Source organism: Microbulbifer thermotolerans, assembly GCF_900112305.1.
GTDB classification, from domain to species: Bacteria; Pseudomonadota; Gammaproteobacteria; order Pseudomonadales; family Cellvibrionaceae; genus Microbulbifer; species Microbulbifer thermotolerans.
This window is the reverse complement of sequence record NZ_FOKT01000003.1, coordinates 32,848-53,460: the sequence shown is the minus strand read 5'-3', so window position 1 is coordinate 53,460 and position 20,613 is coordinate 32,848. Positions and strand designations below refer to the sequence as shown.

The window sequence follows — 20,613 nt, the reverse complement described above, 5'->3', positions numbered from 1 at the left end:
CTTATTCCCCCGCACAGTAAACAGCGGTATCCGCATAGACTTGTTTGAGGCTGTAGCCGTTGCTGCTGAAATCATCCGCAACGGTATCGATCAGTGTGCGGTCGGTTGCATCTTCCGGTTCCCTCAGGCACACCTGACGGAATACTTTGGTGACCTGACACTCGGCAAAGGCGCGGCTGTTGGCCAGCTCTTCGCCGAGGGATTTTGCTCCGTAGCCGCCGCCGGGCAGAGAGCTGCTCCAGCCCAGGTACATATTTGGCCCCTCGCGCCAGTAATTGTCCCAGCGGTCGTCGGGCACGATATAACCGTAGGGGAAGTTGGCGCTGTTGATATGGTTTTTTGCCTTTACACGACTGCCGGTGATGGGGTCCGTTTCACCAGCCGAGTTGTAATCCAGTTGGCCGTTTTCCCCTTCCGGATCGGTATCCGCGTCGTAGGTGAAATCGTAGTAGGCAAAAGCCTGAGTCATTGGGTCCATGCCGCTGTGGCAGCCGATACAGTTGTTCTGAAATACCCGGCTGTCACCACCGGGGCTGCGGCTCACATCCTGGCGGATGCGGTCCGATGGCCGCGACGTATCGTGCACCTGTTCCAGGTCGCGGCACAGGTGGTTTACCAGGGTAAAGCGGAACATGGCTCTGTTTGTGCCGGCGATAAAAAAAGACTTTGCCGCGGCGCGGCTGGTGATAACGCCCGCGGTGGCCTCGGCCGGCAGGCCGGTAACCGATGACTGGGTGTTGCGCACCAGATTGTCCTTTAGCGAGTAGCCCCCGTTTTCCAGTGCCTCGTAATGGTCGTTGTTACTGTTGCTGTAGGGCGGCAGGCCGGATACGTTGCCGGTGTAGAGGATGTCTCCGTAGAGAACCTCGCGGAAATCCACATCATCGCGCACCATGCCGATGACCGTCGCCGTGTAGTCGTTCAGAGGCGCAAAGACATCCTGTTCGCGGTTGGTCCAGGGAGTGGCGAGATTTTTCAAGGTGACATTGTAGAAGGCGTCGTCCTCCATCGCCGCGTAGGCGACGGTGGCGAGATCCTCGTCCGCCAGTTCGACGAGCGTTTCCGCGGATGGCTTGACGCCGGCAATGCGGCTGTAAACCTGCAGCGCCTGATCTTGGGGTGCTGCGCTGGCGGCGGCGCTGAGCAGGCTGGCGCCGAACAGGATACCTGTGACAAGAGACCGGGCTGTGTGCGGTCGAAGTGGTTGAGTATTCATCGATTTATTAATCTAGTGTGACCACATAAGGTATGAGCACTGAATACTAAGAGGTGAACAGTCTATTGTCAGACCCACTTCCGAAAAGTGCGTCCCAGTTGGCAAACTTTTTGTGTACGCCTTGAGAAAATGGCGCGGCGCGGAAAGGTAATGCGCAGAGATTATCATGTGCCGGCGATTCACCGTGCCGGAATTAATCATAGCGGGTAGAAACAGAGATGAAACATTTGCGTACACTGCCGGCTCTGCTGTTGCTGGCCGCCTGCAGTGGCGGAGGGGGGGATTCTTCCGGTGGCGAACAGGCCGAAGATCCGGTTGTGATCGACTACCCCATCGTTTTTGTGCGTCGCCAGCTTCCCCAGGATGATGAGGGCGCGCTGGTGGAAGAGGATATCTACTCGCCAGCCGACTTCAGCCCCGGCGCCGAACTGGTGCTGAAAGACCGGGCGACGCCGAGTGCACCGGAGACGGTGCTGACCGCCGGGATATTCGATGGCAGCTACGACGTCAAGGATCTGAACATTTCCGCCGATGGCCAGCGCCTGGTATTCGCGATGCGCGCACCGGAAATTGAGGATGCCGATGAAGATGAGCAGCCTACCTGGAATATCTGGCTCTACGACCGGGAAGCCGATGAACTGAGACGAGTGATCGAATCGGATCTGGTCGCGGAGGAAGGGCAGGACGTAGCACCGGCATTTTTACCCGACGGCCGCATTGTTTTCTCATCCACCCGCCAGCGCCGCTCCCGCGCTTTGCTACTGGACGACAACAAGCCGCAGTTTTCCTCCCTGCGGGAAGATCTCGACAGCGAGGCGTTTGTGCTGCACGTGATGGAAGCAGACGGCAGCGATATACAGCAAATCTCCTTTAATCAGAGCCACGACCTTTTTCCAACGGTGCTGAACGACGGTCGTATCTTGTTCAACCGCTGGGACAATATGGGCGGTGTCAATCGACACAGTCTCTATACCATCGAACCAGACGGCACTGACCTGGCCTTTCACTACGGTTATCACAGCCAGGAAACCGGTAGTGAAAACGAGGAGGGCGAGCGCACCGAAGCAGCTTTTGTCAGGCCTCGGGAATTGCCCGATGGGCGCCTGTTGATCACCCTGCGCGCGCCGGAAGGCACCAGCTATGGCGGCGATCTGGTGGCGATCGACAGCGTTAACTACACAGAAGCCTTCAGCGAGCCAGAGGGAGAAGGTGAGCTGGTGGGGCAATCTTCCATTTCCCTGAAGGAAATCATCACCCACGGCGGCCTGTCGGCAAACGGCCTTTTCGCTTCCGTATGGCCTTTTTACGACGGCACCAGCCGTCTGCTGGTCAGCTGGAGCGAGTGCCGGGTACTGGAGATGGACACGGAACTGCCGCGCCCCTGCACCGAGGAGTGGCTGAGCCAGGAAGAAGTGGTACCGGCGGACCCGCTCTATGGGCTGTGGATTTACGACTATAGCGAGGGTACCCAACTGCCGATTGTCGTCGCGGAAGAGGGGGAAATGATTTCCGAGGGCGCGATTCTGGAACCGCGCACCGAGCCCGCCTATATTCCCGAGCCGGTGCCGGGGATCGATATCGACGGCGACCTTGTGGATGCCGGTGTCGGCATTCTCGATATCCGCAGCGTCTATGATTTTGACGGCGAGGATGTTGTCGGCATCGCCGATGTGGCCGATCCGGCGATTACCTCAGCCGAAGAGCGCCCCGCGCGCTTTTTGCGTGTGGTCAAGGCGGTGGGTATTCCGGATGACGATACACTGGAGTTTGACCGCTCTGCCTTTGGTCGCAGTCGCGCCACTGGTATGCGCGAAATCCTCGGCTACACGCCGATACAGCCGGATGGCTCCGTGCGGGTGCAACTGCCGGCGGATATGCCGCTGGCGATTTCCGTTGTGGATGCGGACGGCCGCCGTATCGGCGGCCGCCACCGCAGCTGGCTGCAACTGCGCGCTGGTGAAGTGCGCAAATGCAACGGCTGCCACACCGCCGACAGTGAGGTCCCCCACGGCCGCCCAGACAAGGAACCGGAATCCGCCTGGCCGGGTGCTTCCACCTCCGCCGCGCCCTTCCCGAATACTGAGCCTGCGCTACTGGCGGAAATGGGCGAGACCATGGCCCAAGTGCTGGCGCGCATTTCCGGCGAAGCGCAACTGGAGGGGGATCTCAACTTCAGCGATCTGTGGACAGATCCCGCTGTGCGTGCCAAGGACCCGAGCACCCTGATTTCCTATCAGGATCTGGAGACCCCGGTGCCCATTCCCCTCACATGCCTGACCGATTGGGGCGGCCACTGCCGTACCGTCATCCACTACCCGGAGCATATTCAGCCGATCTGGGAACGGGCGCGTCAGATTACCGACGCGGGTGGGGCGGTGATTGAAGACCGCACCTGTGTGACTTGCCACTCCACCCGCGATGCCGCCGGTATGCTGCAGGTCCCCGCCGGGCAGTTGGATCTGAGCGCGGCGGTTTCCTCCGTCAATGCCGACTGGCTGGCTTCCTACTCGGAATTACTGTTCGATAGCCCGGTGTTGGATCTGGTGGATGGTGCCCTGTTGCCAAGGCAGGTGCAGGAAGTTGACGGCAACGGTAACCCGGTATTCGAAACAGACGAGGATGGAAATTTAGTTTTGGATAGCGATGGCAATCCGATTCCGGTTATGGTTACCGTTGAGGTTGATAGGCTGATGGGCGGCTCCGCCCGTAACAGCCGTTTCTTTGATATTTTTGCACCGGGCGCGGCCCACGCCGATTATCTCGACCCCGCGGAGCTGAAACTGATCTCCGAGTGGCTGGATATCGGTGCGCAATACTATAACGATCCTTTTGCCGCACCGGAAAATTGATTCATGGTGAGTTTTCGTTTCTGTATCTATTTGTTGTGTGCCGCCCTATTGCTGATTGGCAACAGGGCGGCGGCCGAGGTTTCACCGCCGGAGGGGGTGCCGGACGACGCCGAGCGGGTCACTGTCGGTTCTCCCTACGTGAATATTTACACCGGACCGGGGCGCGGCTACCCCATTTTTCACGTGGCCGAGTACGGCCAGGAGATGTGGCTGCTGAAACGCCGGACCGATTGGATCAAGGTTTACCTTCACAGAAACAAGACCGGTTGGGTACGCGTTGCCGACCTGGATGAAATTTACGGTGCGGACGGGGAGCTGGTGCGGGTTCACTTGCCGGATTTCCGCGACGTAAACGCGCAGAATTTCCATCTGGGCTTTACCTACGGAGACTTTGCCGGTGCCGACTCCATGGGGGTCAATCTCGGTTACCGCTTTACCGCCAACCTCTCTGCCGAACTGCGGGCAACCCAGGCGGTCGGCAACTTCTCCGACAGCCAGACGTATCAGGTGGCGGTACTGCACCAACCATTCCCGCGCTGGAAATTGTCCCCCTATTTTATGCTCGGTGCTGGCGTTAACATCACTTCCCCCAACGCGACTATTGTTGCCACAGAAGATCGCCAGGATACCGCCATGCTGACCGGGCTGGGGGTGAAAGCCTATCTGTTCCGCCGCTTTGCCTTGCGCGCGGAGTATGCCAATCACTACCTGCTTACATCGCGGGACGAAAATCAGGAGATAGTCGAGTGGAAGCTCGGATTCGACGTATATTTGTAGCCGCAGCGGCTGCCGCTCTGTCCATTTCCGCCGGTGCCAAAGCGCAGGAAGGCGACGATGTTCTCGGTGAAATTATCTCACCAGACTTAGAGCGTCGTGAAATCCGTGAGGCAAAACTCGATACTGAAAATATCGAGTTGTCCGCATTCGGCGGCATCATCAATGTGGAGGACTTCGGCTCTAACAGCCTCACCGGTGCAGCCCTCGCCTACCATATCAATGAAGACCTCTTTATGGAGGCCGCTTATGGCGAAACAGAATTGGGCGAGTCCAGTTTCGAACGTTTGAGCGGCTCGGCACCGCTTTTGACAGAAGAGCAGCGTACACTCAGCTATTACAACCTGTCCCTGGGCTGGAACCTGTTTCCGGGAGAGTATTTTATTTTTGACGACTGGGCGCTCAATAGCAGCCTCTATTTGATCGGCGGCGTGGGTAATACCTCCTTCGCTGATGAGGAGCACTTTACTTACAACTTCGGCGTAGGTGCGCGGGTACTGATGAGCGATTGGTTGGCGCTGCGTCTCGACTTCCGCGATCACGTTTTTGAACACGAGATTTTCGGCGAGCTGCAGACAACCAACAACCTATCCGCGCAGCTCGGATTTTCTATTTTTTTCTGACTTGATACGACCAATAAAAAGGTGATAACAATGCTTAGATTATTAGCTGCTTTGGCTCTGATTATCTCCTCTCAATTTGCTTTGGCCGCCGAGCCCTCGTTTGACTTTACCCTCGCCTCCAACAAAGGCAAAAACCTGCGTTTGGCAGAGCAGCGCGGGGAAGTGATCATGCTGAACTTCTGGGCCTCATGGTGCGGCCCCTGTCGTCAGGAAATGCCGCTCTTGGACGAGCTGCATGCCCGCTATGAAGCGGCCGGTTTTCAGGTTTGGGGCGTGAATGTGGATTCCGACCGGGCCGATGCCAATAAAATGCTGGCGAAAATCCCGGTGGATTTCCCCATCCTGTTCGACAGCGCCGGTGAAGTCAGCAAGAAGTACGGCATAGACGCAATGCCCAGCTCGGTGTTTATCGATCGCGACGGCAATGTGCGCCATATACACCGCGGCTACCGCGACGGTGACTTGGCCGCCTACAAAAAAATCATTAAGGAACTGATCCGGGAGTAACCATGGTTCGCGCACTGATCCTGCTCTGTAGTGCACTGCTGATTAGCGGCTGCTCGGTAACTCCCTGGGTGGCGCCCTACGAGCGCCATTATTTGGCCGATCCAATCATGGGCTTCGAGCGGGACCCGGTCGCGGCGCGATACATGAACCACGTGTACGAGGCCCGTGAATCGGCCCGCGGCGCGGAAGGCGGAAGTGGAGGCGGCTGTGGCTGTAACTAAAACACTGCGCCACTTCGCTGGCGCGCTGCTGTGTTTTTTCCCTTTGGCAGGCTGGGCAGCGGTACTGCCCGAAGAGCGTGCCGACATCATGTATCATTCCTACAGTGGTGGCGGCGTTACCATTGACGGGCCTTCACTCCTGGTGCGCAAAAATGTGGGCAACAGCTTGTCCCTGTCTGCCAACTACTATGTGGACATGATTTCCGGCGCATCCATCGATGTTCAAGCCACCGCCAGCCGTTATACCGAACAGCGCGATGAGTATTCCCTCGGTGCCGACTACCTGGTGGATAAGACCACACTCAGTGTCGCCTACACCAATAGTTCCGAAAACGACTACGAGGCGAATACATTTTCCTTCGGTGTCAGCCAGGCTTTCTTCGGCGATCTCAGCACACTGGATCTGCGCGTCAGTTACGGCAGTGACGATGTTTACCGCAACGGCGACGATAACTTTGCCGCCGAGGCGGAGCACCGCCGTTACGCTCTGAGCTGGAACCAGATACTAACGCAGAAGCTCATCGCCGAGTTGAGTGTGGAAACTGTATCTGACGAGGGCTTCCTCAATAACCCCTACCGCAGTGTGCGTTATTTGGACCCAACCTCCGGTAGCGGCTTCAGTTACCAACCGGAACTCTACCCGTCAACTCGCAACAGTGATGCGGCTGCAATCCGCTTCAAATACTACCTGCCTTACCGAGCGGCGATTAAAGGTGAATACCGCCGCTACGCCGACAGCTGGGGCATCGTTGCCGACAATATCGAGTTCCGCTACACCCATCCACTGGAGGAAAAAGATCAGTGGATACTCGAAGGCAAGGCACGCGTTTATAAACAGACAGGGGCGGATTTCTACAGCGACCTTTTCCCTTATCTGAATGCCACCAACTTCCGTGCCCGAGATAAAGAACTGAGCGATTATAGCAATGCCTCAATTGGCGTAGGTGTCTCCTATGTACTGCCGGACCGTTGGTCTCTGTTCAACCGCAAGAACACGCTCAGTCTCTACTGGGACTACATATACTTCGATTACGAGAATTTCCGCGATGTCACCGTACACGGCAGCGGCACTGCCATAGCTCCGGGCGAAGAACCGACCTACAGTTTTGGGGCCAATGTCATACGCTTTTTCTGGTCTGTATGGTTGTGATGAAGTCGGCGACATGTCCTGAGTGCTGGGACTCATCGCGGACGATGTAGAAGAAACCCACCGTCCATCTACTACGCCGCGCTCGGGCCTAAGTCTTTCTGGTCTCAGTGATGCCGAGGCGGCGTATCACCATATCCCGAGGTGTTGTTATTGATCGACTGGCCGTCTGCTGTCATAGCAAGCCAGTAGAGCGATTGGCGGTACGGTTCAGCAGCTTTCCTATACCTGGGATACCATTGGCAATCTCACGAGTAGACATAATCTGCGTACCGCGAAAAAGGAGTCCTTTTGCTATGACAACCTGAACCGGCTGCTGGCGGTAAATACGGGCACCACCAGTACTGGGGCTTGTAATCCCAATGCGAGCAATACCCAGTATCAGTACGACAGTATTGGCAATATCAAGAGTAAGGACGGCATATCCTATTTGTACCAGGGCGCTAAGCCCCACGCGGTGACCAAAGTTGGTACAGTTTCTTATGAGTACGATGACAACAATGGCAACCTCACATCTGACAGTACAGGTAGAGAATTTTTCTATACCAGTTTCGATAAGCCGTCGCTGATTAAGAATACCGGCAGCAACGATCAAACTGCCTTTTTCTATGGGCCGGACAGATCCCGCTATAAGCGGATAGATACTCGTGCTAACGGTGAGGTGATTACAACCTTATACCTTGGCAATGTGGAACGTATTCATAGAAGTTCAGACGGAAAATACCGCTGGAAGCGTTACCTTCCGGGCGGCGGCGTCTTTACCTATACGACGGACGCAGACTTCAACCAGCAGTCTTTTACGGAGCAGTATCTGCTGAAGGATCATATCGGCTCCACCGACGTGGTGCTGGATGCCAATGGCAATATTCTGGAGACTATGGCCTTCGACCCCTGGGGTAAACGCCGGGATGCTGATTGGCAGGCGATCGATATCAGCGATTTGGTCGCAAATAACTACAGCCTACTCGAAAGTCTGACGGATACCACAACCAAGGGCTTTACCGGCCACGAAATGGTGGATGCTCTGGGGGTTATCCATATGAATGGTCGCATATATGACCCAGAGCTGGGCCGTTTCCTACAGGCGGATCCGTTTATCGATGGTGTGGGTGATACCCAGGGCTATAATCGCTATAGCTATGTGAAGGGAAATCCTTTGACGTTGACGGATCCGACAGGTTACTACAGTTTGGATGACTTTTTTGATGATGTTAATAAGTTTTTGGATAAGTATATTGGTGACAATGGTGGGTCTTTTGAGATAGGGATCACCTATGGTGGGCCAGGTGGAACGGGTAATGGTGCTGGATGGGGTGGCGCAAGCTTTTGGGCCGAAACTGGCACCGGTGGAGCTTCGACTCCAGAAGGTACTGTGCCCGGTGCATTTGGTGAGAGTAAAAAAGAAGAGGAAAGTATCTGGGATAAGATTACTATCCAGGGAACTAGTGAGAACGGTGGAGGATTTGATTCTGAGCTGGCAGTAGAGTCGTTGGTGCATCTTGAGGTGGATGGGCAGAGTGTTGGCGGTGCGCTTGGGGAGACTTCGAGAGCAGTTGGTAATGAAAGTTCAGAGCCTATTACAAGGAAGCTTACCGAAGGAGAAATGTCTCTAGCTAAAACTGTCTTCGGTGACGAAATAGATTTAACTAAAGTGCGCCTAACAAATCGAAACTTCCCATTCTCTGGGGAAAAGGTTTCGGTAACACCGAGTAATACTATTTGGCTAGGTAAAAATTACCGATCTGATTTTTCAAGTGAAGAGTTAAAGATGATGGGGCACTTGATTCATGAGTTGACGCATGTTTGGCAATACCAAAATGGTGTCTCGTTGAAATGGGCGGCGACAAAGCTGAGCATGAATGGAAAAAGCTACAAAGAAAATTATCACTATAGTCTTGGCGGTGAGTTTAAGTCGTACAATATTGAGCAGCAGGCAACAATTTTTGAGCATCAATTTTATCGGAACTCTTACGGTAATCCATACGGGGATTCACTTATCCGGGATTTTAACGGACGGCCAATTCCCGAGTCCTCAAAAGCAATACAAGATTTATATTTGGAGGGTTTGAAGTATGGACCTAAATAGGCTTTTCCCATTGTCGTTTTTTCTGTTCCTTTTTCTCGCCTGCCTGCCAGTGCAGGCGGGCACAGAATCTATCATGGATAAGGCAAATAGATTAATAGAGGAAAAAAAATACGTTGAGGCAGTAAAAACCCTTGAGAGTCCGGAGCTTATTCGTAATGGAGAGGCACAATTTATCCTGTATGTTGCATATGAATATGGTAAGGGGGTGGCGGTAGACAAAAGCCAATCTCTGCACCGGCTATTTATATCAGCCTATCTTGGATATCCTCCCGCAGTGGAAGCTATGTCAATATTCGCTGATCACGGGGCTTTGGATATACAAAGAAATGAAGCTGCAAAAACGTTTTGGGAGGAAGAATATTATCGACTGGTTGACCAGTAAACTGAAACAAAATTGGACACCCACCAATTGAAAAAATCGTGGGAAAGGAACACAAAATTGGACACCCACCAATTGAAAAATTGGGTGCCACAAAATTGGACACCCATCAATTGAAAAATTGGTGGGAAAGTTGCTGCATATTCAGTCCGCTATTGCCATAGCTTGCTATTCGAGTAAGTAGCGCTGACGTTCCGTGTGAAATTGCGCCAAACCGTTTTGTTGTGGCGCAGCAGTCCTTCGCAGAATCCTGCGATGGTATTTTTCAAGGAAAGGCAAAATTTTAGGAAGTGATCGGCGGGGAGAGATAGCGCGCGCAGTCGCGGATACCGTGAGACCAGCGTTTTCCGAGTTGCTCACAGGCGCTGCGCACCAAGTGCGCAGCTCCAACCAGAGACTTGAAGCGGCTTTCGAAGTTACGGTTCAGATAGAGCCAATACCGCGGGTCGATCTGTAGCCGTTCGAGAATCGGCGGCAGTTGTTCATCGATCGCGCCGCGCTTGTCTTCACGAAGGCAACGGCCACTCCAGTCGACCAGCTCCAGATAGCCCTGTAACTGAAACGGCGGTCCTATTGGCATCGGTTCTCGTGGGTTACCAGCGAAGGGGAAGAGTTCTTGTGGCTGTTTGCCATCCCGAGCTGCTGATATACGCCGTTGTATGGAAGTGTGGTCTGAGGTTTCGGGCGTATCAGCCATCTTGGCCCGAACTGGATTCAGGTCCACATAGGCCATACAGGCCGCCAAGGCCCGTTCGTCGAGCAGTGCTTGGGATTTGAATCTACCTTCCCAAAAGCGACCGGTGCAGCCATCCTCCCGATTGGCTTGCCGGGCAATGGATTCATTGAGCATCCGCATAAACCAGCTGATATCCATTAGCCTTGCTCGCCTTCCGCAGCCATCTCCTCCAACCGCGTAAGTTCCGCACCGTTCAAGGCTTCGTTGCGGGCAAAACGTTGGGATAGCGAAGACCCTTTACAGAGTTGATGCCAGCGGTCCACCACCTCACGCAGCGTCCAGGCTTCAGCCTGCGCAGCATTGATATGCAGTACCACATGATAGTGGTTGCTCATTACTGCATAAGCACAGATATCCAGCGCAAATACCTCGGCCAATTCCAACAGCCGATCTTCGATCCACTGCCTTCGGTGTTCGAAGCAGCGCCCGGTGCGCTTATCCCGGCCACATAGGAATGCGCGGCGCACGCAGCGGGAGACGCAATGATAATAGGGCGTGGCTTCGAGAGAAATCAGGGATTTGCGCGGGAGTCCCATTTTGATTATCCATTCATATGTATGGATGAACAGTATTTTCTATGAGGCAGAGAATGTTGCAATATGGCTGGCGTTGAAAGCTTTTTGTTTTGTGGGTGTCCATGAATTTGATGATGTTGAGTCAGCAAGAGACGCTTGCGCTTGGACTTGTTTTTCGCGGTGAAGACAAGTTTAGTGAAGCAGTCAGAGAGCGTATAAAGGAGGCGGAGAGTATCGACTGGGAAGCAACCGGAGTTGGCTTTTGTTCGACAATAAAGTTGAAGTCTCCGTTAGCTGAATTGCCTGATATACGAATGTGGGAATATAACTTTAGCCACCCTGACTTTCCTCACGGGGGCTCGTTTATGTGTACAGTAGTTAGTGAGAGTGAATTGGAGTTAGAGGCTGTAACTTTGGGAGGGGCTGATTGGCCAAATCCCACTGATCCAGCTCTGTTCAAAGAGCTAAGTTAAGACAAAGCCCGCTTCGGCGGGCTTTGTCGTTATCAGCTTCCCAAAATCGTCTGAATCACTTTACCCAGGCTTTCCCGGTCAGCCGCTGACAACTGCCCCATGCTTTTGACAATGCGGCTTTGCTCGATGGTGGTAATCAGCGGCTTGATCACCGAGCGTAAACAAAAGTAAGCGGTAATTCTTCCACACCTTAACACCCAGCCTCCCAAATGCCATCCTGCCTTCAAACCCACAAAAAGCAGGATCAGCAATGCCAAAAATCACCAAAAAGCAAAAATACTGGCTGGAACACTTCCAGACCGCTAAAGCCTCCGGAATATCCCTGGCGGCCTATGCACGCGAGCACCAACTGGATGCCAAGCGCTTCCACAACTGAGTATACCTGCTGCGAAAACGCGGGCTGATTCCGGAATCAGAGTCCGAAAAGTCCAGTGGTCGCTTCGTCCGCGTTAAGCCTGTCGGGACGGCTGTTGCGTCTACACCTGCAGAAATTGTATTGCCCAACAGCATATCTCTTCGGGTTTCAACACTCAGCAAAGCGCTGCTATCTGACTTGCTGGCTCTGGAGATGACATCGTGATCCGGCCATCAAAGCACCACAACAAAATTGGACACAACAAAATTGGACACCCACCAATTGAAAAATTGGTGGGAAATCTGACGCATTCTTAGTCCACTATTGCCAGAGCTTGCTATTCGAGTAAGTAGAACTGACGTTCCGTGTGGAATTGCGCCAAACAGTTTTGTTGTGGCGCAGCAGTCCTTCGCAGAAGCCCGCGATGTTATTTTTCAAGGAAAGGAAAAACTTTAGGAAGTGATCGGCGGGGATAGGTAGCGCTCGCAGTCACGGATACCGTGAGACCAGCGTTTGCCGAGCTGCTGGCAGGCATTGCGCACCGAGTGCGCAGCGCCAACCAGAGACTTGAAGCGACTTTCGAAATTGCGGTTCAGGTAGAGCCAGTGTCGTGGGTCGATCTGCAGCCGCTCGAGAATTGGCGGTAGTTGTTCGTCGATAGCGCCGCGCTTGTCTTCACGAAAGCAACGGCCACTCCAGTCGAGCCATTTCCGCAGCGTGCAAGGCTTCGTTGCGGGCAAAACGTTGGGAAAGAGGAGAACCTTTACAGAGTTGATGCCAGCGATCCACCACCTCGCGCAGCGTCCAGGCTTCAGCCTGTGCGGCATTGATATGCAATACCACATGGTAGTGGTTGCTCATGACTGCATAAGCACAGATATCCAATGCAAATACCCCGGCCAGCTCCAATAACCGATCTTCGATCCACTGCCTCCGGTGTTCGAAACAGCGCCCGGTGCGCTCGTCCTTGCCGCACAGGAAAGCGCGACGCACGCAGCGGGAGACGCAATGATAATAGGGCGTGGATTTAAGAGAGATCAGTGTTTTGCGCGGGTGCCCCATTTTGGTTATCCATTCATATGTATGGATAAACAGTATTTTCTATAAGGTAGAGAATGTTGCAATATGGCTGGCATTGAAAGCTTTTTGTTTTGTGGGTGTCCATGTCCATGAATTTGATCTTGAATGGATCTGGGGAAGGGCGTTCAGATTGGCCCTGGACTGCCTTTAGCCAGCCCGGTGATTTACTCCTTAAGCTGTTGTAAACATCTTGATTGTTCAGCTTTCCTTCAGGTGGATACGGTACACTAGCGGCTACGCAATTTAAATTACAGTCTCTGAAAGTTTAGCCGATCATCTATAGGTGTCTTCGAAGATAGATACAAAAATCATTTACACTATCTGTTTAAATTATGTAGTATATGAAAATTATTTTTAATTAGAGCGTTTTTTTAGCCAATTTTGTGTCCGGCGATCGACTTAAACCACCTTTCTGTTTACCTTGTCTGACTGCGTCGGCTTGTCATCATTTCTTTCATGTCTTCACAGCGATCAGCTGTTTTATATCGCAACGAGGCTTTCTCTATGATCAGTGTATATCTGGCAGTTATCTTTATTGCTACGGTTTTTATTTCGGCATTATTTTATAACTCGGTTTCCGGAAATAGGATTGACAAAAGGGAATACTGGAGAGTCCCTTTTTTACTTGTAATGCTGATATTTTTTATTTCGTGGTCTGTAAATATACTTAGCAGGTATTCCGGACAACATGATTCGTTACTGACTTGGCTGACCTTCTTTACTGTTGGTGCAATATTTTATCTCTCACCATTTATCCGTGATCTAGTATCATTCTTCAATAAGCCTGGCCAGCAAGCGTCGGCTTTTACGGCTGTACCTACAATAATTTTAGCTGCGGCAGTGGCAGAAAATTTTATACCTAATATTTATGATAAAATTCTTTATGGTATGTACAGAATGATAATATTTTTTGCTGTCTATTTTATTGTCAATTCTGTTATTACTGTATTCAGGATTCAGATAAATAAATATATTTCGGCACAGAAAAGGCAAATATGGGTGCGCTCTAGCTGGATAGCATTTAGTTTTTATATGGCTCTAGTGGTTATATCTATATATGTTGGGTTTAATCGATTTGTACTAAACTGGATTAATGAGAGTCTGGGATCCTGGGCTGCTCAAATTATAACTGATTTTTTGGAATTTATTGTAAATATTAATTTCCTTTTTGTGTAGCAGATGGTGATCCGGTAAGTCTATTTTTTATTAGTAGTACAGATCTTTTAGGCTCGATTTTGTTTCTGGTCATAAATCGGGCCAAAGGATGCTTGAAACCAAGAATTCTATCTGGCGCCACACCTCATCGGTTATATTTCGAACATTGCGGGCTTCATGCCTCCTGGTGTCGAAAAAATTTTGCGCCTGTCTTGACGTGGAAAAAGAAGTGGCGATACCTATGGCGGGGTTGGTATCGGGTAAATGACAGGCATACCTGCATAAACCCGGCTTAAAACCGGGTTTATGCTTCTTAGGTTGCGTTAGCTCTGCAAGGGGGTGGAACAGACCTGTTGCAGCTCGGCCTTCAGCGGCTTCAATGCCTCTTTCAGCGCCTGCTTTATATCTGCCTCATATTCACGCAGAGTTCCCCACCAATTGACACCTACAGAGCGCCCCCGGTAAATAGTCGGGCTGTCAGAGCCTGCGTGAGCGACACTAAGGACAACTACTGCGGAATTAGATGTTGTCAGCGAGAGTATATAGGCGCGGTTGATTGTCACGTTTAGTTCTACTTGCTGCGGTATGGCGCAAATCGTGGAATTTGAAATCTTCTATCCCTGCTTCTCTTAGCGCCTTGCCCCAAGGCGAGCGAATAAAAATAGGGGCAGAAGGCTTGGCTTCACTGAAAAACAGTAAATCAGTATCGAGTCGGCGAACCTTGGCGAGCTGCTGGATTAACTGCTTCGCATGGCCGACTAGAGGTACGGCGCGGCGCTCACCATTCTTTGTTTCATGTAAGGTGATATAGCCTCGCTTTAGGTCTATGTCATTCCGCTTAAGGCCCATAATCTCCGATTGGCGCATTCCCGTAGACAGGGCCAGCACTACGACGGGGTATGGCTGTTTGCAGTCAGAAGCCTTGCAGGCACTAAGGAGGCTATGCCGCTCATCATCGCCGAGGAACCGGACTCTTCCCCTCGGCTCCTTTGGCTTGCGAACTTTCCTCATCGGATTGTCTTCCAGCCATTCCCACTCGTTTACAGCCACTGTAAAAGCGTGAGACAGGGCGGCCATGTAGCGAACTACTGTAGCGGGCTGGCGGCCTTGATGTAGTTTGTCCCGTGTTTCAGCGAGTAATGATGGGGTGACGTCTGCAAGTGAGCGGCAGCCGAGTTCCTTTTTCCACCAAGTTAGCTGGCGTCCCTGTGCATTCATGCCTTTGGGCTTGGTCGGCAAGACGTCTCGTAAGTAACGATCGATTAACTTTGCGAGAGTGCGGCGTTTGGATTCAGTAGTTTTAAAGTGGCGGCCTTCCCTGATTGCAGCCTCGGTCTGCTGAATCCAGCGCTTTGCATCGGTCTTGCGGTTGAAGGTCGCGTTTTGAGGTGGAAAGCCTTTGAGGCGCACTTGTGCCTGATAGCGCACTTCCCCTTAGCTGGTCTTTCTTTCTCTTATGGATGCCATTTGCTTCCTTGCCGGTAAGCTCAATCTCTAACGGCAAGGTACATATATTGGCCGCAAATCACAACAAGGGACTAATAATCCCTGTGCAGAAAGGTTGGCGGGATAAAAATTCTTAAAAATCAGTGTGTTAGGATAGGGTTCCTGACGGAGTGTCGCTCGTGTCACTAATACGGCGCATTATATCTTTCAGGTGGTTGGATTTCTCCGGAGTGTATGTCGAGTCTACTTGTCGATATAACCGGTGATTAAACACGTGGGCACTAACAATGTGGTCTCTCGGTATCGTCATGTAGAAGTCTTCAATATCTTCCTGTCTCTCTACCCCGGTTTCTACAAGTTCTGCCACCATGTCGTAACGAGTAGCGATGACAAACTTTAAGTTCTTCTCTTTGCGGTAGCCGCTATATACGGGAAGTATCGTGATATGGCTATTTTGATCGTTGGGCTCTTGCGATAACACGGGCATGCCTACATAGACTTTGCCTGTATCCAGGGATATGGCTATAGGCTTGAACTCCAGTTGCGCTCGCAAATACAAAGCGTCAAAGTCGTTTTTCTGCCACTCTCGGATAATGTTCTTGGTTTTGGCGTGGTCTCGCCGATTGTAAATGTAGGCCGTCAAATAGCTAAATACGATCGTCCATAGAGAGAGGAAGACTGTGTACTCAAGCTCTGAAATGCGAAGACAGGGCAGGTTGGTGTTTTGGCAAACTGCATCGGTCACTCGTAAGAGCAGCCAAGCAGGAATTACGAATAATAAGCCAACTGTTACCGATGTTAGATAAAGCCGGTGTCCCGATTCCCTACTTACCCGGTATTTTAGGGCGTAGCAATACGTGGAATACAGATAGCCTGCGGCAGCTATCGCAATGATGAGGATGCCTGAACTGCCGGACATTTCTAGTTCTTATTTTTTGCGCTTATTATGAGTCTTGGATGTCTCAACCAAGTTGGCATCGTACAGCTTTCGCACGGCAATTTTGAATCTTGGGAAGCTCAAGGCCTTTTCGAGACGCAGAGCAGACACTCCGTCGCCATAAACGTCGTAATACTTCTCAAGCAGTTTCATGTCCCGCTCAGAAGGCTTACGCATAGTCACCTTTTTAGTTTCCATTTTTACCACCCTTTTATTTTATCCTTGTGGAGCCGATTTTCCACTGTGGGGGGGCTGTTATGCAATATGTTGGCGCCTGTTGAAGCGCGGTGTGACATGAGTGTGACATGGCAAAAATAAAAAAGGCCCGCAATTGCTTGCAGGCCTTGATTTGTATGGTGCCCAGAGGCGGAATCGAACCACCGACACGGGGATTTTCAATCCCCTGCTCTACCAACTGAGCTATCTGGGCTTTGCAGCTTTCCGGGTGTGTCCGGTGCCGCGAGGCGCGTATTAAACCTGCTCGTGGTGGTAGAGTCAAGCCTTTGATTGATAAATAGTTTTCTCGGTGTAAGTGCTTACTAATTTAGTCGCTTTCTCCCTCGCTGGGCGGCACATAGCCCTCGGCTTCGTCGTAGCCTTCCCCACTTAGGAATTTCTGCATCTGTTCGCTCAGGTAGGCGCGGGTGGAGGGTTCCATCATGTTGAGGCGTTTTTCGTTGATGAGCATGGTCTGGTGCGCCAGCCATTCCTGCCAGGCTTTCTTGGAGACGTTTTCAAAGATGTCCTGGCCCTTGGGGCCGGGGAAGGGGGGCGCATCCAGACCTTCCAGTTCCTGTTGGTACTTGCGGCAGAATACGGTTCTGGACATGGACGTTTCCTCGGTCAGTCGGCGGTGCAGGGGGCCAGTAGTGGTGCCTGCAGCGCCAGCAATTGTTTGGCCAGCTTGACGACGGGCGCCGGCAGCCCCAGTTCCTGTGCCGCGCGGGGGCGGTTGAGTTGGCGCAGTTTATACCAGCCCCCGCCGCTCTCCGCCACCAGCTGGGGGACTTTTGCCAGTTGAATCCACAGGGGGGTGATATCCAGGTGGAAGTGGGTGAAGGTGTGGCGCAGTGGCGGCAGTGCCTGTATTTCTTGGGGGCGTAGATTTCGCGCTTCCAGCCATTGCTGTGCGCTCGCTTCGGCGTCGCCGTTTTTATCCAGTTGCGGCGGGCTCCAGAGGCCGCCCCAGATGCCGCTGGGCGGGCGCTGTTCCAGGTAGATTTCGCCATTGTGTTCGAGGAACAGCAGGGTGGTGCTGCGCACGGGTTTATCCCGGCTCGGCTTTTTGCCCGGATAGTTCTGGGGGTTGCCCTGGGCGTGGGCGGAGCAGTTTTCCGCCAGGGGGCATTCACCGCAGCGGGGCCTGCTTCTGGTGCAGATGGTTGCGCCCAGGTCCATCATCGCTTGGGTGTAGTGGTTTCCGCGTTGATCGGGGGTGTAGGTCTCGGCCAGTTGCCAGAGTTGGTTGGCGACGGCGGTGCGGCCGGGCCAGCCGTCGATTGCGCGGAAGCGGGCCAGCACCCGTTTGACGTTGCCGTCCAGGATTGGCGCCTTGAGCCCCATGCTGATACTGGCAATGGCACCGGCGGTAGAGCGGCCGATGCCCGGCAGCTCGGCGAGAGCGTTCACATCTCGGGGGAATTCGCCGGCGTAGTCATTGACCAGGGTCTGCGCGCACTTGTGCAGGTTGCGTGCGCGGGCGTAGTAGCCGAGGCCGCTCCAGTGGGCCAGAACGTCGTCGAGGGGCGCTGTGGCGAGATGCTCCAGGGTGGGGAAGCTGGCCATAAAGCGTTCGTAGTAGGGGATGACGGCATTGACCTGGGTCTGCTGCAACATGATTTCCGATACCCACACGCGGTAGGGGGTGATGTCCCGTTGCCAGGGGAGGTCTTTGCGGCCGTGGCGGTCGTACCAGGCGAGTACGGCGTGTTGGAACTGCTGTGGTGTCATTGAATCACTTCGCGGGGCCTGAAAAAGGCCGGGTGCGGCCTTTTTCAGCGGTGTGTTGGTCGGGGGTTGTGAATCAGTCGCGTTTGAACCAGCCTTTGAGCTTTTCCTTGAGTTCGTCGACTTTTTCTTCCACTTTTTCGCCGTATTTCTTTTCGGCTTTGTATTTGAGCTCTTCGCGCAGCAGGTCATCGAGGCGGCGGCTGTCAGGTTTGCAGCTGCCGGCGCCGGCGTCGGCAAAGCTGTCCTTGCAGCGCAGGGGCAGCGGGCGGTTGCGCCAGCGGTCGTTTTTGACGGTGCAGCCGTCGGCGGAGGTGCGTTCACCCACCAGGGCGAGGCCGAGGGCGAAGTCGAATTCCTGTTTTTCCAGGTCTATCTCGCCGTCGCCAGTCATCGCGATATTTTCCACGCCCGCGAGCAGTTCCTGGACTTTGGCCTTGTCTCCCTCAATGGTGATATCGGCGCGCAGGTCCTGTAGGCGGGTGCTTTCGGGCCAGTCCCGTTCCGGCAGCGAGGTTTTTTCCGCGTAGCTGATCAGCTGGCACATGCCTTTTTCCAGGTTAAAGGGGGCCACGGATAGTTGGTCGCTGGACAGTTGCACAGAGGCGCGCAGTTGTTTTTGCAGCTGTTGGGTGTCGGCGCCGCGGGTTTGCGCGTTCCAGCTGACACTGGTGCGGCCGGACAGTTGCACTTTGTCGGCGGGGAAAAAGGCCTCTTGTACTTTGGCGATTTCCACATCGGCCAGGCCGCCGTTGACGGCGGCTTCGGCGGATTGGCCGCGGGCGTTGAACTGGCCGTTGCTGGAAAGCGTGCCGCCGTAGAGGTCGGCGGAGAGTTTTTGCAGCTGGTAGAGACCGTTGTCCACCGTGAGTTGCAGTTGGAGGTTGTCCAGTTGCAGGTCTACCGCTTGCAGCTGTTCCAGAGACAAGTCCAGGTTGGCGTTGAAGCCGCGCATTGCGGTCAGCGGCAGCGGTGTCGGAGCAGCCGGTGCCGCCGCGGTTTCGGTTTGTGGCTGTTCGCTTTCGGGCGCCGGGGGTGGCAGGTAGTCATCCAGCACCAGGGTACCGCCGCGCAGGGTTAAATCGACACCGGGCATATCGGCGTTGCGCAACTGGGCACTGCCGGTGAAGGTGGTGTTATCCAGCTGCAGCTGTAAAGGGGTCAGATCGAGTTTCTTGTCGGTGCCTTCAAGGCTGGTTTCCAGGCTGAGCTTCTGCAGGGCGGCACTGTTCTGGGTGACGAGCTCGGTGCCGGTGACCGCCAGCCAGGGGCGCAGGGGATTGATGTCGGCATTGAGCTTCATCTGTATTTGCCAGGGCTGGTCGGCGCCACTGCGGCGCAGGTGCCCGCGCAGGTGGATCTGGGCCTTGGCCTCGCCGCTGGAGAGGGCCAGCGTGAGCGGCTGCATGCGCAGGCCGTTGAACCCTTCATCCAGCGCCAGAGTGCTGGAGAGCGCGAGTTCCAGCGGTTGTTTGAGGCCACTGCCACGGAGACTGGCACCCGCCTCCAGCTGTCCAGGTTCGCCGCCGGGAGAGAGGTTGTCGACGGACACGCGCAACTGTTCCACGGTGTACTCGGTGTCGCTGGCTGCGTCTTTGTAGGTGATAACACCGTCTTCGATGCGCAGCTTTTGCAGTGTCAGGTTCAGATCCTTGCCCGTTTTGTCCTCTGCGACGTCCAGTTGCGGCGGTTGCTGGGCCTCTTCTTTTTGCTTTTCTTCCATGGCATCGGTCAGCAGTTCCCAGTTGCCGCGGCCCTGCTCGTCGAGCGCCAGATCAATGCGAGGGCTAGTCAGCAGGATTTCCTGCGCTTCTATGCGCTTCTTCAACAGGGGCATCAGGGCCACGCCCACGGCGACTTTTTCCGCGCGCAGCAGGGGCTGGTCCGGTTGCGGCAGGGGGGCGAGCTGCACGCCTTCCAGCTTTAGGGCAATGGTCGGCCACAGCTGCCAGCCGATATCGCCGTCCAGCTTCAGGGCCACCCCCTGCTTGGCCGCCAGTTGTTCCAGTTGCGGCTTGTAGCGGTTGACGTCGAGGCCAGCTAACAGCCAGGCGGCGGCGCCGGCGAGCAGCAGGAAGACGATAAGAAGGGCGATAAGCGTGCGCTTGATCCAGGCCATGGAGAGCAATATCCCTGTTGTTCGCGGGAGGCTTGCCGGGACGGATGA

At 53.8% G+C, this 20,613-nt stretch carries 22 protein-coding genes and 1 tRNA gene; 10 read left to right on the top strand and 13 right to left on the bottom strand.

The window, feature by feature from the left end; all coding sequences use genetic code 11:
* Position 1: 1 nt before the first annotated feature.
* Complete coding sequence (locus BM155_RS05180) at positions 2 to 1,216, bottom strand: hypothetical protein (protein WP_067156482.1); 1,215 nt, start codon at positions 1,214 to 1,216, stop codon at positions 2 to 4.
* A gap of 218 nt (positions 1,217 to 1,434) precedes the next feature.
* Between BM155_RS05180 and BM155_RS05175 the strand changes: the two genes are divergently transcribed.
* From BM155_RS05175 to BM155_RS05140, 8 genes are all read left to right on the top strand, one after another.
* Complete coding sequence (locus BM155_RS05175; RefSeq protein WP_074901525.1) at positions 1,435 to 4,065, top strand: HzsA-related protein; 2,631 nt, start codon at positions 1,435 to 1,437, stop codon at positions 4,063 to 4,065.
* A 3-nt stretch (positions 4,066 to 4,068) separates the two neighbouring features.
* Positions 4,069 to 4,842, top strand: a complete 774-nt coding sequence (locus BM155_RS05170) for an outer membrane beta-barrel protein (protein WP_074901522.1) — start codon at positions 4,069 to 4,071, stop codon at positions 4,840 to 4,842.
* On the top strand, positions 4,812 to 5,462 hold the full coding sequence (locus tag BM155_RS05165; protein WP_067156476.1) for an outer membrane beta-barrel domain-containing protein: 651 nt from the start codon (positions 4,812 to 4,814) through the stop codon (positions 5,460 to 5,462). The genes BM155_RS05170 and BM155_RS05165 overlap by 31 nt, the downstream gene beginning before the upstream one ends.
* Positions 5,463 to 5,492: 30 nt before the next feature.
* Positions 5,493 to 5,969, top strand: coding sequence for a TlpA disulfide reductase family protein (locus BM155_RS05160; RefSeq protein WP_067156473.1), 477 nt, complete (start codon positions 5,493 to 5,495; stop codon positions 5,967 to 5,969).
* A 2-nt stretch (positions 5,970 to 5,971) separates the two neighbouring features.
* On the top strand, positions 5,972 to 6,190 hold the full coding sequence (locus tag BM155_RS05155) for a DUF4266 domain-containing protein (RefSeq protein ID WP_067156470.1): 219 nt from the start codon (positions 5,972 to 5,974) through the stop codon (positions 6,188 to 6,190).
* The gene (locus BM155_RS05150; protein WP_074901959.1) at positions 6,177 to 7,340 is read left to right on the top strand and encodes a DUF3570 domain-containing protein; all 1,164 of its coding nucleotides are present in this window, start codon (positions 6,177 to 6,179) and stop codon (positions 7,338 to 7,340) included. Before BM155_RS05155 ends, BM155_RS05150 begins: the two co-directional genes overlap by 14 nt.
* 193 nt (positions 7,341 to 7,533) lie before the next feature.
* Positions 7,534 to 9,423 (top strand): RHS repeat domain-containing protein, encoded by a 1,890-nt coding sequence (locus tag BM155_RS05145; RefSeq protein WP_496559458.1) that lies wholly within the window; start codon positions 7,534 to 7,536, stop codon positions 9,421 to 9,423.
* 73 nt (positions 9,424 to 9,496) lie between these two features.
* Positions 9,497 to 9,805, top strand: coding sequence for a hypothetical protein (locus tag BM155_RS05140; protein ID WP_139223153.1), 309 nt, complete (start codon positions 9,497 to 9,499; stop codon positions 9,803 to 9,805).
* A gap of 280 nt (positions 9,806 to 10,085) precedes the next feature.
* Here BM155_RS05140 and BM155_RS17770 read toward each other — a convergent pair whose 3' ends face one another.
* The 3 genes from BM155_RS17770 to BM155_RS16960 all read right to left on the bottom strand — a co-directional run bounded on the left by BM155_RS17770 (position 10,086) and on the right by BM155_RS16960 (position 11,783).
* Positions 10,086 to 10,676, bottom strand: coding sequence for a hypothetical protein (locus tag BM155_RS17770; protein WP_323054259.1), 591 nt, complete (start codon positions 10,674 to 10,676; stop codon positions 10,086 to 10,088).
* Entirely contained in the window at positions 10,676 to 11,074 is a 399-nt protein-coding gene (locus tag BM155_RS17765; RefSeq protein WP_367888678.1) for a hypothetical protein, read from the bottom strand. The genes BM155_RS17770 and BM155_RS17765 overlap by 1 nt, the downstream gene beginning before the upstream one ends.
* A gap of 484 nt (positions 11,075 to 11,558) precedes the next feature.
* On the bottom strand, positions 11,559 to 11,783 hold the full coding sequence (locus tag BM155_RS16960) for a hypothetical protein (RefSeq protein WP_139223152.1): 225 nt from the start codon (positions 11,781 to 11,783) through the stop codon (positions 11,559 to 11,561).
* Here BM155_RS16960 and tnpA point away from each other — a divergent pair.
* Positions 11,777 to 11,902 carry an IS66 family insertion sequence element accessory protein TnpA gene (gene tnpA / locus BM155_RS17685; RefSeq protein WP_302848365.1) on the top strand — a complete coding sequence of 42 codons (126 nt, stop codon included), beginning with the start codon at positions 11,777 to 11,779 and terminating at the stop codon, positions 11,900 to 11,902. The genes BM155_RS16960 and tnpA overlap by 7 nt on opposite strands.
* A 431-nt stretch (positions 11,903 to 12,333) precedes the next feature.
* Here the strand turns inward: tnpA and BM155_RS17525 are convergent, their stop codons facing one another.
* Both BM155_RS17525 and BM155_RS17520 read right to left on the bottom strand, forming a co-directional pair.
* Positions 12,334 to 12,621 (bottom strand): hypothetical protein, encoded by a 288-nt coding sequence (locus tag BM155_RS17525; RefSeq protein WP_254773123.1) that lies wholly within the window; start codon positions 12,619 to 12,621, stop codon positions 12,334 to 12,336.
* A complete protein-coding gene (locus BM155_RS17520; RefSeq protein WP_074901509.1) occupies positions 12,557 to 12,943 on the bottom strand; it encodes a transposase in 387 nt (128 codons plus the stop codon). The genes BM155_RS17525 and BM155_RS17520 overlap by 65 nt, the downstream gene beginning before the upstream one ends.
* A 522-nt stretch (positions 12,944 to 13,465) precedes the next feature.
* On the opposite strand from BM155_RS17520, the gene BM155_RS05120 reads away from it, so the two are divergent.
* Positions 13,466 to 14,137 (top strand): hypothetical protein, encoded by a 672-nt coding sequence (locus BM155_RS05120; protein ID WP_074901507.1) that lies wholly within the window; start codon positions 13,466 to 13,468, stop codon positions 14,135 to 14,137.
* Between the two features lie 498 nt (positions 14,138 to 14,635).
* Here the strand turns inward: BM155_RS05120 and BM155_RS05115 are convergent, their stop codons facing one another.
* The 7 genes from BM155_RS05115 to BM155_RS05085 all read right to left on the bottom strand — a co-directional run bounded on the left by BM155_RS05115 (position 14,636) and on the right by BM155_RS05085 (position 20,565).
* A complete protein-coding gene (locus tag BM155_RS05115; RefSeq protein ID WP_074901504.1) occupies positions 14,636 to 15,544 on the bottom strand; it encodes a tyrosine-type recombinase/integrase in 909 nt (302 codons plus the stop codon).
* A gap of 166 nt (positions 15,545 to 15,710) precedes the next feature.
* Positions 15,711 to 16,481 carry a hypothetical protein gene (locus tag BM155_RS05110; RefSeq protein ID WP_074901502.1) on the bottom strand — a complete coding sequence of 257 codons (771 nt, stop codon included), beginning with the start codon at positions 16,479 to 16,481 and terminating at the stop codon, positions 15,711 to 15,713.
* Between the two features lie 9 nt (positions 16,482 to 16,490).
* Positions 16,491 to 16,697, bottom strand: a complete 207-nt coding sequence (locus BM155_RS05105) for a hypothetical protein (protein WP_074901499.1) — start codon at positions 16,695 to 16,697, stop codon at positions 16,491 to 16,493.
* Positions 16,698 to 16,853: 156 nt separating this feature from the next.
* Positions 16,854 to 16,929: transfer RNA gene (locus BM155_RS05100), tRNA-Phe, on the bottom strand.
* A gap of 114 nt (positions 16,930 to 17,043) precedes the next feature.
* Positions 17,044 to 17,328: an oxidative damage protection protein gene (locus tag BM155_RS05095; protein ID WP_074901496.1), complete on the bottom strand. Its 285-nt coding sequence runs from the start codon at positions 17,326 to 17,328 to the stop codon at positions 17,044 to 17,046.
* Between the two features lie 14 nt (positions 17,329 to 17,342).
* A complete protein-coding gene (mutY, locus tag BM155_RS05090; protein ID WP_074901493.1) occupies positions 17,343 to 18,449 on the bottom strand; it encodes an A/G-specific adenine glycosylase in 1,107 nt (368 codons plus the stop codon).
* 73 nt (positions 18,450 to 18,522) lie between these two features.
* On the bottom strand, positions 18,523 to 20,565 hold the full coding sequence (locus tag BM155_RS05085) for an AsmA family protein (protein ID WP_074901491.1): 2,043 nt from the start codon (positions 20,563 to 20,565) through the stop codon (positions 18,523 to 18,525).
* Positions 20,566 to 20,613: the final 48 nt, after the last annotated feature.